The sequence below is a fragment of the Clostridium sp. AM49-4BH genome, from assembly GCF_003478335.1.
In the GTDB taxonomy this organism is placed as follows: Bacteria; Bacillota; Clostridia; order Lachnospirales; family Lachnospiraceae; genus Butyribacter.
Genome location: NZ_QUFB01000004.1, coordinates 17,972 through 31,557, shown reverse-complemented (window position 1 = coordinate 31,557; position 13,586 = coordinate 17,972). Strand labels below are relative to the sequence as shown.

General features: G+C 43.0%; 12 protein-coding genes. 5 read left to right on the top strand and 7 right to left on the bottom strand.

Annotation, left to right across the window (positions count from 1 at the left end; translation table 11 throughout):
• Positions 1 to 16 precede the first annotated feature (16 nt).
• The gene (locus DW981_RS01945) at positions 17 to 1,297 is read right to left on the bottom strand and encodes a chloride channel protein (RefSeq protein ID WP_243034637.1); all 1,281 of its coding nucleotides are present in this window, start codon (positions 1,295 to 1,297) and stop codon (positions 17 to 19) included.
• A gap of 214 nt (positions 1,298 to 1,511) precedes the next feature.
• Between DW981_RS01945 and DW981_RS01940 the strand changes: the two genes are divergently transcribed.
• Entirely contained in the window at positions 1,512 to 1,907 is a 396-nt protein-coding gene (locus tag DW981_RS01940; protein WP_022024283.1) for a transcriptional repressor, read from the top strand.
• A gap of 218 nt (positions 1,908 to 2,125) precedes the next feature.
• Positions 2,126 to 2,713, top strand: coding sequence for an NADH peroxidase (locus tag DW981_RS01935; protein WP_022024284.1), 588 nt, complete (start codon positions 2,126 to 2,128; stop codon positions 2,711 to 2,713).
• A 66-nt stretch (positions 2,714 to 2,779) separates the two neighbouring features.
• Here the strand turns inward: DW981_RS01935 and DW981_RS01930 are convergent, their stop codons facing one another.
• Positions 2,780 to 3,739, bottom strand: a complete 960-nt coding sequence (locus tag DW981_RS01930; protein WP_118506587.1) for a DNA methyltransferase — start codon at positions 3,737 to 3,739, stop codon at positions 2,780 to 2,782.
• Positions 3,740 to 3,780: 41 nt separating this feature from the next.
• Complete coding sequence (locus DW981_RS01925; RefSeq protein ID WP_118506586.1) at positions 3,781 to 5,199, bottom strand: ATP-binding protein; 1,419 nt, start codon at positions 5,197 to 5,199, stop codon at positions 3,781 to 3,783.
• 206 nt (positions 5,200 to 5,405) lie between these two features.
• Here DW981_RS01925 and DW981_RS01920 point away from each other — a divergent pair, with 206 nt between their 5' ends.
• Genes DW981_RS01920 through DW981_RS01910 form a run of 3 tightly spaced genes read left to right on the top strand, consistent with a single transcriptional unit; the run spans position 5,406 to position 7,281 of the window.
• Positions 5,406 to 6,356, top strand: a complete 951-nt coding sequence (locus DW981_RS01920) for a Gfo/Idh/MocA family oxidoreductase (RefSeq protein ID WP_118506585.1) — start codon at positions 5,406 to 5,408, stop codon at positions 6,354 to 6,356.
• A gap of 33 nt (positions 6,357 to 6,389) precedes the next feature.
• Positions 6,390 to 6,860, top strand: coding sequence for a DUF3990 domain-containing protein (locus tag DW981_RS01915; RefSeq protein WP_118506646.1), 471 nt, complete (start codon positions 6,390 to 6,392; stop codon positions 6,858 to 6,860).
• Positions 6,838 to 7,281: a hypothetical protein gene (locus tag DW981_RS01910; protein WP_118506584.1), complete on the top strand. Its 444-nt coding sequence runs from the start codon at positions 6,838 to 6,840 to the stop codon at positions 7,279 to 7,281. The genes DW981_RS01915 and DW981_RS01910 overlap by 23 nt, the downstream gene beginning before the upstream one ends.
• A 40-nt stretch (positions 7,282 to 7,321) precedes the next feature.
• Here DW981_RS01910 and DW981_RS15505 read toward each other — a convergent pair whose 3' ends face one another.
• From DW981_RS15505 to DW981_RS01895, 4 genes are all read right to left on the bottom strand, one after another.
• On the bottom strand, positions 7,322 to 7,627 hold the full coding sequence (locus DW981_RS15505; protein WP_243034636.1) for a leucine-rich repeat protein: 306 nt from the start codon (positions 7,625 to 7,627) through the stop codon (positions 7,322 to 7,324).
• A 47-nt stretch (positions 7,628 to 7,674) separates the two neighbouring features.
• Entirely contained in the window at positions 7,675 to 11,595 is a 3,921-nt protein-coding gene (locus DW981_RS15500) for a DUF6273 domain-containing protein (RefSeq protein WP_243034640.1), read from the bottom strand.
• Entirely contained in the window at positions 11,523 to 11,897 is a 375-nt protein-coding gene (locus DW981_RS01900; protein WP_118506582.1) for a hypothetical protein, read from the bottom strand. The genes DW981_RS15500 and DW981_RS01900 overlap by 73 nt, the downstream gene beginning before the upstream one ends.
• A 73-nt stretch (positions 11,898 to 11,970) precedes the next feature.
• On the bottom strand, positions 11,971 to 13,014 hold the full coding sequence (locus DW981_RS01895) for a reverse transcriptase/maturase family protein (protein WP_118506581.1): 1,044 nt from the start codon (positions 13,012 to 13,014) through the stop codon (positions 11,971 to 11,973).
• Positions 13,015 to 13,586 lie beyond the last annotated feature (572 nt).

The window sequence follows — 13,586 nt, the reverse complement described above, 5'->3', positions numbered from 1 at the left end:
TAGTTTGAGTCTATTTCTAATCGCGCGCCTTGCGGTTAATGTACTCCGTCTTATATTTGGAATACACGATCGTTTGGTCGTGATACAACCCGTAGTACCCGGAAAGCAAATAGCTGACACTGATCGCGATCATAAAAAACGGAATTCCATGATATCCAAAGAGCTCGAAAGCGATCAATAACGACGTGATCGGGCAGTTGGTTACACCACAAAATACAGACACCATACCAAGCGCAGCGCAAAGCGACGGCGATAATCCGATCAACTGTCCAAACAAGCAGCCAAACGCCGCTCCGACGCAAAAAGATGGCACGATCTCGCCTCCCTTGAATCCCGCCTCCAACGTCAACGCTGTAAAAATGATTTTCCACACAAAAGCAAGCGGAACGACATGTCCGGCAATCGCCCTCTCTATGATCGGCACGCCCGCCCCCATATAATCTGTAGTATGTAACACCATCGTCAACGCCACGATCACCAAGCTGGAAACCACGATCCTTATATATGGATTTTTGAGCTTATCCCGATAAAAATCTCCCAACGAATGCAGCGTCACGCAAAAGATCACACTTACCGCCGCACAGCAAACGGCGAGCAGGATCACTTTTATGCTTGGCACAATCAAAAAATCCGGTATCTTCTTTATAAGAAATGTATCCGGTCCAATCCCCATATGTCTTGCAAACTTTGACGCAATCAGCGACGCAAAAACGCAGGGAACCAACGCTGCATAATACATAACACCTACGCTGACAACCTCCATCGCAAAGACCACGGCAGCGATCGGAGTCCCAAAAATAGCCGAAAATGCGGCACTCATACCGCACATAACAACAATGCGGCGATCCTTTTCATCAAAGCAAAACCAGCGGCCAAGCTGATTACCGATACTTCCGCCCAACTGCAAAGCTGCACCTTCGCGCCCTGCCGAGCCGCCAAACAAGTGTGTCAGGGTCGTAGAAATAAAGATAAGCGGTGCCATTTTGAACGGCAGCTCCGTTTCCGCATGAATTGTGGAAAGTACCATATTTGTTCCTTTATCATTTTTATAATGAAAAATATGATACAAAAATACAATAACAATACCAACAAGCGGTAATAGCAGGATCATCCATGGGTTTGCTGTCCGAAACTGCGTCACCAATTTCAAACATTCCGCAAACAATGTGCTGAATGCACCGACGACCAATCCTGTGATCGATGAAAATACAGCCCATTTGGCAAATACTTTTAGATTATGATATATTCGGCGAACGTAAAATTTCACCATCGCCATTTGTCGTGATATCGAATTCATTCTCATCCTCCATATTCTCCCGGTCCGGAATGTTACAGCCGGACACCCCCTGTACTTTCAAACCTTTGGTATTATGCTGCTTTCATTTGCACACACTTTTCTATTATATCTGTATTTTTGATGTTTTGCCAAGTCTAAAACCGATTTTGTATTGACTTTTTCTAATATTATTTTTATAATATCAATAATGATTACTATTTAAGGAGGTGTGCTTATGCAACGTGTTCGGCATAGTAAACAGCGAGATGCTATCAAAGCATATCTGCTCTCAACAACATCACACCCTACCGCAGAAGCCGTCTACGAGCAGTTGCAGAACGACTTTCCAAACATCAGTCTTGGAACCGTTTATCGCAATTTGAATTTTCTCGTAGATCACGGCGAAGCACTTCGCTTAGACATGGGAGATGGCAACGACCACTTCGACGGCAATGTTATGCCTCACAACCATTTCTTCTGCCGCAAGTGCCACCATGTTTTAGACCTGGAAATGGACGGCATCAATCACATTGACGTGATTGCCAATGCAGGATTTGACGGCATCATCGAGGGACATACGATTTATTTTACCGGGCTTTGCCCAGACTGCGCACAGGCTAAAATGCCGTAAAACATTGTGCAGAAAAGTTTTTGATAATTTTTTTCAAAAAACTGTTGACATTATCAGATCAGATGATATAATGAGTCTTGTAAATGATAATCATTACTATTTAAGAAATTCTTAGATAGTATTTAACAACAAATAACTTGAGATGACAAAGGAATGCATAGCAAGCGAAACCTTTGGATATCTTAAACAACAATTACAAAGAAAAGGAGATTACAATTATGGCAAAATGGGTTTGTACAGTATGTGGTTATATTTATGAGGGAGATCAGGCTCCGGAAGAGTGTCCGGTTTGCCACGTTGGCGCAGACAAGTTCAAGAAAGTAGAGGGCGAGCTTACACTTGCTGCAGAGCATGAGTTCGGAATCTATGACAAGACCGTTAAGAATAATCCTGATATCAGCGATGAAGACAAGAAATTCATCTTCGACCAGTTGAAAGCAAACTTCGATGGTGAGTGCTCCGAGGTTGGTATGTATCTTTGCATGGCACGCATCGCACATCGCGAGGGATATCCGGAAATCGGACTTTATTGGGAAAAGGCAGCTTACGAAGAGGCTGAGCACGCAGCTAAATTTGCAGAGATGTTAGGATCCGATCTGGAAAGCAACATGACAGCTTCCACTAAGAAGAATCTCGCTTGGAGAGTTGATTGCGAGTTCGGTGCAACAGCAGGTAAAGTTGATCTTGCTACTTGCGCTAAGAAAAATAACTTGGATGCGATCCATGATACCGTTCATGAAATGGCTCGTGACGAGGCTAGACACGGCAAGGCTCTTAAGGGATTGCTTGAGAGATATTTCGGTTAATGCAATCTGAAAAATAACCGTTGAATTTTATAAGATAAGGGGCAAGGATATTTCCTGCCCCTTTTTTTATCTTCTGGCGTTACGCTCCCAAAAAACACCGTCTTCATAGCCTTGAATCGATGCATCTGTCTCAGCCATTTCCAGCCGTTTCTGCGCCCATGCCCCATACAACGGATTCTGCTCAATTGCAACAAACTTTCGCCCAAGTTTCTTTGCCACGACAGCCGTTGTCCCCGATCCCGCAAAAGGATCCAAAACAACATCGCCTTTGCTGCTGCTTGCTAACAGCAGCTTTGCCAATAACTTTTCCGGTTTTTGGGTCGGATGTGCCGTGTTCTCCGGCATAGACCAGTATGGAATCGATATATCATCCCAAAAATTTGACGGACAGGTATTTCGAAAACGCCCCTCATCCGTTTCCTCCCAATCCTTAGGATTTCCATCTACCCGATACGGAGCCAAAACCCGTTTACGCACTTTCACCTCATCCAAATGAAACGTATAATCTCTGCTCACCGTCGCAAACCAAATATCTTCCATCCCGTTTTTCCAATTGGATTTCGCGCCGCGTCCTTTTTCGCGCTGCCACGTGATCCGATTCTGCACCAAAAAATATTCCTGAAGCACGTCACCTATGATCAAACTTGATCTCCAATCACAACACACATAAATAGACGCTGTCTTTTTGAGCAAAGGAAGAACCTCCCGCACCCATTTTATGGTATATTCCCGATATTCTTCTCTGCCAACCGCATTAAATTTATTGCCATGATAATCTTTTGCCAAATTATAGGGCGGATCCACGATCAGCAGATCCACAAAATTTAGCGGCAATTGTTTCATTACCTGAAATGTATCTCCAATAATATATTGATCATAAAGCGCATCCGGAGTCATAGTACTGCCGTCCTGCAATGCAGTTTTAAGCTGATCGCCGTTTTCTGCCAAAATGCATCGTTCCAAATACTCATGGCCTTCCTCTAAAGAGAAATCTATTGTTTTATTTCTGGCTGCCTTTTGTTTCATGATACTCCTCCTTTCCCATTGTCCTACCGTATTCCTGTTTTTTACTCATACAGCGAATCCAATGTAAGCAATAAAACATCTTCATCGGCAAACGAGTCATACCAGTCCGTATATCCGGACAACGAAAAGAATATATACTTTGAAACTTTATATTTTGCAGAAATAAGTTTACTCCTTCTAATCAGCGTTTCATATATACCTTTGTCGATCTTTTCATTCTTGAACTTACATTCGCCAACGACTGCCTTTTTGTCAACTTCAGATAAAGCAACAACGTCAATATCTGCAGATTGAGCCCGCACTTCTCCATCTTTCTCTGTGATATTTTCTACACCCCACCACGTACCAACAGAAGTAATAAAGCACCCATACTCACCGGTTATTCCTTTCATCAACGTATAATATCTGCACATTTCTTCAAAAATTGATCCCATAAAAGAGTGCAATACCGGCTTAACAACTTTGGTGTAATAAATCTCTCCCTGCCCCATCTCAATAACACTGGTCGCTTTCGGAATAAACTCATACCAAAACTTGAACATATAATCTTTCAAAACATACTGCGTCTTCTTTTTATTTTTTTCATCCGTGATGCATTTTTTCTTCTCAATCAACCCCACATTCCTTAATTTTTCTAACGAATACAATACCGTTTGAGCTTTTTCTCCTATCTTTGCCGCAATAATATTAAGTGCATTTTCGCCGGATGCGATCTGCTCAATAATATTATTTACTAATGATATATCTGAAAATTCCTGCGTCAAAAGATTTCTTGTCTCATCATATAAATATCCATCTGTCCTAAAAAAGAGCCTGACGATGTTTTCATCAATGCTTTTATTGGAATCAATCATAGAAAGATACTTCGCAACACCGCCGGTAATTCCATAACAGATTGCCTTATCTTCGTTCGAATAATTTGGAACAAATTTTGCTGCGTCCAAATAGTTAAACGCCTCCAATTTAATTTGAGAATTGCGCCTCCCAAACAACGGACTCTTTTCGCTCAACACCTTCTTCTCCATAAAGCTAAGCGCAGACCCGCACAGAATTATTTTTAGATTCTTGTCATTCCACACTGTATCTATATATTTCTGCAGCACAGACAGAAGTGCTTCATCTTTTTCAGCCCAATACGGCAGTTCATCTATTACAAGAACGATTTTTTCATCACCTATATTTTTATCAATAAAATCAAAAACAGCTTCTAATGTTCCAAAACTAATATTCTCCATCCCAGGCATAAACAGATCCACTACCTGTCTTGAAAACAATTCGAGATTTCTGGTTTTTCCAACTTTTGTAGCTGTATAAAAAATTGTTTTTTTATCTTTGACAAATTCAGCAATAAGCGTAGACTTTCCAATGCGTCTGCGTCCATATATCACCGTCATTCCAATTCCATCTTTATCATAAAACTCTTTTAAAGATGCAAGTTCTCGTTCTCTGCCTATAAACATTGATACCGCCTCCCCGCGTCATATTTAATTCAAATTCATTTGAACAAAATTGATTTGAATTAAATATATCACAAAAATGTTGGTATATCAATCCTATTTTCCTAATTAGCTTACAAATTGACACGCCTTTCTTCCTATGTTATTCTTTTGCCAAATCACGATGCAGCACCACTGCAAATCACAGAACACAGAAAGGCACATGAAATATGATACATTTTGGAATTATTGGAGCAGGCGACATTGCACGCAAATTTGCAGACGCCGTCAGACAACTGGATAACGCCGAAGTCATTGCGGTTGCCAGCAAATCACTGGATCGCGCACAGGAATGGGCGGCGCGCGAGCATATTCCGTCCTATTACGGAAATTATGCAGAATTACTCGCCAGCCCTCGCATCGACGCCGTATACATCGCAACTACCACCAACGCTCACTACGATAACATATTGCAATGTCTGCAAGCCGGCAAACATGTTCTCTGCGAAAAATCTTTGGTACGGTCTGCTCACGAGGCGCTTACCGTCTGTAGCCTTGCCAAACAAAAAAACTTGTTTTTGATGGAAGCAATGTGGACGCGTTTTTTGCCAAAAACAACAACTGCCAAGCAATGGATCCGGGAGGGTCGTATCGGCAAAGTAAAATTAATGCAGGCAACTATCGGTTGGAAAGCTGATCCTGTCTACAATAAACGACTCTTTGACCCGGCACTCGGCGGTGGTTCTCTGTATGATCTCGGCATTTATCCACTCGAGGTGCTGCCTTATCTCGTGGATGAAAAAATACTGGATATGGATGCTTTTGTTGCAAGACATTCTACAGGTGTAGATGATCTGGTCAGTATGAATCTGCAGCTCGAAAGCTGTATTGCAAATTTACAGTGCTCTTTTACCACTAAAATGCCGGAAGATGCTTACATTTACGGCGAAGACGGATATATTCGCCTTCCTAAAATGCACTTTGGTTCTAGGGCAGAACTGTATAACAGTGCCGACGAGTGCATCGATTCCTTTGACAGCGGTGAAGAAAATGGATTTGTTTATGAAGTGGCAGAGGTCGTTCGCTGCATCAAAAACGGATTATTAGAAAGCCCGATCTGCCCACATCAGATGACGATAGATGCGGCCCGCATCACCTCAGAAGTGCTGCATTTACGCTAATATATAGTCCACAGAAAGGGCGGTGACAACTTGATTCTATATCATGCGCGCAAAGAGATTGTCGAATTTCCAGAAATCCGTAAATCCAAATTTACCAAGGACTTCTCCTGGGGATTCTACTGCACCAATAACTACGATCAGGCAGTGAGATGGGCAAATCGCGGCGAGGGTACTCCCACAATAAACGTCTATCAATATACCCCCAACAACCGTCTTAATATATTATCATTTGAAAAAATGACCGATGAATGGCTGGATTTTATTGCCACTTGCCGCCAAGGCGGCATCCATGATTATGATATAGTTGAGGGGCCCATGGCAGATGATACAATTTGGAACTATGTAAATGACTATTTATATGGCGATATTTCAAGAGAACAATTTTGGGCTTTAGCACAATTTAAATATCCGACACATCAAATCAGTTTTCATACATTAGCCGCACTTAATTGCTTAACATTCGAAAGGAGCGAAATTGCTTATGACAACAGTGAAAAAAGATGACCTTTTTTATATTTGTTCCTTAATTGAATTTACCGGGCGCAAGACTAAAAACCGCCGAAAAGTTATTGTGAATGCGCTTGGCGAACAGGGAATCGCAAAGCAATTGCAGGACGCTCCCGTAAATCATTGCCTTTCGTTCGATCAGGTATCCGAGGAATTGATCAACGCATATCATATAAAGGCTGGTGATTTTGATACTATTTCCGGATGTTCGTATAAAATCCCCAGTTTTACTTCTATTGGAAAATTATATTGTTATATGATTCTTGATTGTACAAAAACCGGTCAAGAAATAAAGGAGTTGATTAAAATCTTCAACTCCTTTATCAGCGATGAAATATCAAACTTTAGGACCGGTGTGTATTACGAAAATCCAAGTTATCTAGAGCACTCTTACTTAGAGGGGCATTTTTTGGACTAAGGAATGATAACATAATCTCGTAACTAAATATTGTATATTTTTACTTTATTACCTTTAACATCCCATTCCCCTTTTTCTTCAAAAACTTCTTGTATACCTTATATTGTTTCTTTGGCACTTTGACGGTCAGCTTCTTTGCCGTTCCCTTGAAGGCATTTTTGCCAATGGAACTGCTCTTTAGTTTCGTTGACTTGATCGTGATCTTCTTCAACTTCTTACATCCGGCAAACGCATTTTTACCGATGGATGTAATGTTCTTACCAATCGTTACCTTTTGAAGTTTCGAGCAACCCTTATATGCCTTTGCTGACACTGCGACAACTTTGAAGGTATGACCATCAAGCACTGCGGAAGCTGCTATCGTAATGCTCTTGCTCTTCTTGCCGACAGGCTTCACATAAGCAACTGTGCCGCCCGATGAAGTGATGGAAAGGATCTTATAGTAAGCCTTTGTCTTCGTGTCTTTGACACGCTGTCCCTTGCGAAGCTCTGTACAGAAGTATTCGGTGCAGTGGATGAATGTGTTGGATTTTTCGCTGCATTTGCCCCCGGAGTGACCGTTGGTCTTACTGATGGCTTAATAGTTGGGCTTACCGTTGGCTTAACGGATGGTGTAACGGTCGGTTTCACCGTTGGTGTTGCAGACGGCTCCTGATCTTCCTGATACAGGATCACATATGCCGTATTGTTATTCATATCATAATCTCCGCCCTTTGGCTCTGCATACAGCGTAAGATATGCCGCTTTGTTCTTGTTATAGGTAAGGTCCTTCTTATCCACCGTGAAAGTGAGCTGTTTGGAGCCATCGGCCTGCAGAGTAATCCCTTTCCTGCTCTGTAGCAGGGATGACTTTTTCTCATCTCCATACAAATATACATCCGTGTCTGCCGCCATGGTACTTGTATTTTTCACAACTGCCGTGATCGTAAGCTGATCTTCTGTCTCCTCACCGGACGCTTCAACTGCAACATCCGCCTGACCGACTTGATCCGTCACACTGCTGTCTGTCGTGTCGTCCTGGCCCTCTGCCACTGCCGATATGTTCACACTCTGTTCCGTATCCACATCACTCAGATCCACATACGCTGTATCGACCACACTCGCTCCCGGTGCGATATTTACGGAGATCGTTTTCTTCACGATGGTTCCATCCGCAAGCTTCACCAGCAGATCCAGATGATCGATCGCTGTATCCTCCGTATTGGTAACCATATATCTGACCGCTGTCTTGCCATCCTGTATGTCACTCTCATCCACATACGCACTGACAAGCTGCAAATGATTTGCCTGCTCTTTCGTAATGTCCACCAAAGCATTCAGACCGGAATCGGCATTTTCCGCATTTGCCACGATCTCCCAGTTACCGTCTTCCTTCAGGATCGGTGAGAAATATCTCCAGTAAGTGCCTTCCTGCTCACAGACCACGACCGGTTCTGACCATCCATCGCCTGTCTTCATAGATGCCAGGATCTGCCCCTTGCCGGTCTCTTCCTCATATCTGCTCCAGATATAACCGCTCTTGTCCCCATTGGTGCAATACTGCACGGCAGAACCAAACGCACTCTCCCCTGCCGAGAAGGAAGCGACGCTGCCATCGGATATCTGATAACGATACAATGTACCATTTACCACCATACTGACAGCCCCGTCTGTATACTGCAGACCGGATACTGCACCATCCTCTGTGTCCATCATCAAATCTTCCAATGCCGGTATTACCTGTCCGTTCGTATTAAAAACAGCATTGATGCCGTTTGCCTGTCCATCATAGACCGTCTCCGTCTCATCATCCTTCTCATATACCGTATAAGAATCGATCGTGCCGGGTGCCTGTGACAGCACCTCTTCGCCGTCAAATCCCGTACCATTCCACTTAGCCGTACAGATACTGTTGTTTCCACTCTCCTGCATCATGTCTCCCGCATCGTTTCTGACCCATGCGACAGTAATATCCTCACCGTTGGCACAAATCTGCGGCATCATGTCACAAACATCATTGTCCGTCACACGGACTGCCTCTCCAAAAGTTCCCGTCTCCTCATCAAAGATCGAACAATAAATCTCCGAATTCTGTGCCATCTCTTTCAGCACTGCATCACTGTCGGCACTGATGTCTCCTGCCGTCTTCGCTTTCTGCTTTTGCCATACGAGAACAAGCTTTCCATTCACGACCTTCATATCCGCAAACAAATCCGCATTGCCATCATCACAGACCGCACGATCTTCGGACCATCTGCCATTCTCCCATACAGAATATTTCAGCACAGAGCTGTCGAGCGTCTCACGACTTGCGTCATATGCCTGATACACCATAACTTTCCGGTCTCCGATCTGTACCTGCTTTGGCAGCGATGCCGGCAGGATGCCTTCCTTCAAAGTCGTCACGATACCCCTTGTATCCGACTGCGCCTGTGCTTTCTTGCGGGAAGAGCTCGTCTGATCCTTCTTCGGATACCATTTGCTTTCTGCCTTCGCAAAGGATGTGTCCATCGCAGACAGAACCCCGTCACTCAGGGAAACATCGTCTAGGATCCCCAGCTTCTTTTTGCCTGTCGTATCCCACATTGTCCAACTCTTTTTTGCCAAAGTGTGATTCCAATCAATGACAAATGCCACCTTGACATGAACCCCTGCCTCTACTTGAATCTCCCCCTTTGTTGCAGGAAGTATCGTGACAGGAAATGAAGCAGATCCTTTCGCACCAATTGCCGCAACCTTATCAATTCCATAACCACCTTCTAAGCCGATGGCCGGTGTGATTTTTACACTTCCGCCAAGTGACGGAAATGTTTTTTGTGCATAGTCATACTCCCCCTTAATCTCTCCGGACAGTTTTCCGGAACCGCTCAAATTCAGGTACATCGGACCGATCGGTGTCGCAAACTGCCAGCTTACACTCCCTTTCCATTCCGCGTCCATAGCCAGTGCTCCTGTCCCTGATATTTTATTGCCATTTTTGTCATATTTGTTTTCAAAATATCCCATCGCAGATATTGTTGGCTTTTTGCTTAATTTACTGACATCCATCACATTCAGTGCCTGTACACCCCATGTGTTTCTGCATTCGTTCAGACAATTATATTGCCCTGAATTCTTTTTCGCTTCCTCTACATCTTTCTTGAAAGTCGTCCACTTCGCATCTTCATCCAACCAGTCGCTCTTTCCAATTCCAACACTTCCGCGGATCGTATAGCTGCCATCTTCCTGATCCACTTTACGAGTTATCGTGATCGGAAAAGAAGAAATTTTTAAAGTCCAGTTCTGCGGAAAGAATTGGGCTGTCTCATCGTCTGTCGTACCGGAAACATCCTCTCCCAATATCAAACTGCCGCCATTTCCTTTGGTCTCACTATCCGATGTCGGAGTTGTCACCGTCACTTCACAGGTGGTCGTAGAACCGTCAGCCGCCGTTCCGGTAATGGTTGCCGTTCCCTCCGAGATTCCGTCCACGGACCACAAACCTGTCGCATCCCATACTTCCTTAGAGCCATTTGCCGTAGCAAGCGTTGTCGCTGTCGTAGGCAGGATAAATCCATAGTAATTGACCCGTGCCACGCTCGGATTCGAAGAAGTCCATGTGACCTGACTTGTCATCTGCTTCAATGCATCCAGACTATCCTCATACGCCTTGGCACACATTGTCGCTGTGTGACCTACATCCACGGTGCATACGGCATCGCACTGTAACTTTCTTTCCTGCGCACTCGCAGCATCTGACGGCGTGGGGGTTGCAACGGATACGCTTCCTCCCTCGGAAGATACGGTGCCCGCATAGGACCAAAGATTAGAGGAGGAAAGATTCAAATGCAAAGCGGGGCGTACAGCGACACTAACATAGTCGACAAAGCTACTGTTGTAGTGGCCGCAGCCATAGTTATTGACACTCGATGCAGTACTACCAGAGCCGCCCGGCGAACGCAACCACCAATAGTCGGCTTTACCGACACCAGATATCCCGCTTTTTCCGGCAACATATGCAGTATTTGTTGCCACTCGAGTCTTACTATCCGTATCAAATGTACTATTAAATCCATATGACGCATTACTTGCCTCTGCGATAGACAATAGAAACACCTTGTCTTTCGTATCATTTCCGCCCTCTGTGCCATAGTAGGGATTATCTTCATTCACAACCGTCACCTGCCTAATGACATTCTTCTCTGCCGATGTAAACGCTGCATCGATAAAATTGTCACTGCTATAATCAATGCTGTCCACATTAGATGATGCACCATATCCATTCAGCCAACTGCGTCTGGTACAAGTCTCCCAAGTAACATCCGTATAGGATTTATTATATGATCCTGCATCCAGTTCTGATCCGCCAACAAGAACGCATCATCACCATCTACCGACAGCACACGCCATTTGATCGGCTGCTTGGCATCATTCTCATCGGCAACGCCGTCACCGTTTGTGTCATTCTGCCAGTAGTTTCCGAAGTATACGCAGTCCCATGTCGTCACTCCATTACTATCTGTGGTCGGATTGTTTAATCCATAATCAGCCGCCTGTGCCTGACGGGATGTGGTGATCCCTGTCGGCAGCGACAATACCATCGCCAATGTCATGAGTATGGCGATGGAGCGTTTGAGTGTTGTTTTGTGTTGTTTCATCTTGTGTCTCCTCCTCGTCTTTTATTTTTTTATTGTAATAAATGCATAAATTCCCTTTACCATCATTACACAACTAATACTGTTTCTTTGTCAAGACAAACTGTTGCATTTGCTCTCTCCATAGCGCATGCGTATCACCATGTGACAAATGTCCTTTGTAACTTGCTAAACTACGTGTTATTGCTTGCATGGAGATTTTATCTTTTTTATATGCCCTCTCATAAGCACGAAGTCGCTTTTTAAAACGCTTTTTAGAGGATGTACGCAATCTACGAACCACCTTACCGGAATCAGTCAAATAAAAATGAAACCCCAGATAATCCACCCCTTGTGCCATTGGCACTATTTGCGTCTTTTCATTAAATTCCAAATTAAGTTTCTCGTTAATATACGATTCCATTTGTTGCAAAACATATTTTAAATGTTCTTTATTGTGATGCAAAATAATCCCATCATCCATATATCTTGTATAATATTTCATTTGCAATTTTTCTTTAATAAAATGATCAAGCTCATTTAAATAATAAATTCCAAACCACTGACTACTTTGATTTCCCATAGGCAATCCTCTTCCTTCTTTTTGGGAATAGCTTTCTATAATCATTTTCAAAAGCCCTTGTATCTCTCTGTCGTCAAAGAAAATTTTTTTCATTTGTGCAAATAGCACTTGATGATCAATGGAATCAAAATATTTGCGAATATCAAATTTCAATATAAACCCATCTGATCCATGCAATTTGTAATATTTGTGAAAAAAACTTTCAAGCCGATCCAAAGAAAAATGTGTCCCCTTTCCAACTCGACAAGCACTGTTATCATATATCAGTTTTGGTTCCAGTGTAGGTTGCAACACATTATCACATAGTGAATGTTGCACCACTCGATCTCGATATCCTAACGCCTGTATTATCCGCAATTTTGGATCATGTATCACAAATTCATGATAATCCCCTAAGCGATACGAATAATCCAGCAGCTCATTATGGAGCATCGTTAATTCAAAAGCAAGATTCATCTCAAACTGTATTACCGCCTCTTCCCCCTGTTTGCCCAAACGACATTTTTTATGTGCTTGGTATAAATGTTCAAAACTTGCCATATTATCCAATCTATTCACATTATCTTTCTCCTTTGGCTGTTGGGAAAGCCAAGAACAAATCTCAGCTTTCAAAATAAAAAAGATTCAAATCGTCTTTATATCCAACAGCATATATTCTTTCTGTCATAGTCTGACAGAAACGGAATGAGATTCCTTTGAAGGTGTGCACAGAGCAGTATCACTTGATATTGCTTTCAGGCAAAGTACATTCAAATCGGGGCGTACAGCGACACTTTCATTGTTGACATTGTTATTGTTGTAGTTGCCGTAGCCATTGTTATTGACATTTGATGCATTATTAGCAGAGCCGCCCGGCGAACGCAACCACCAATAGTCGCTAAGCTCTTATAACCTCATCCCGATAATAGAGAGATTATAGATCTCTCTTATTACCTTGTTTCCAACGGATTGTCAGTGCCAATGTCTCCGTACTAAGCTTCGCAATTTGCTCATATTGTTTTGACAATATACACTTTTGTTCCATTGCTATCATCGACATATAACTCAATAATTTTAAATCAGTAATTGCCCTTTGCTGCCATTCAGATCTAAGTCTAATCTGATGTACATTTGCATTTTTGCCTATATAT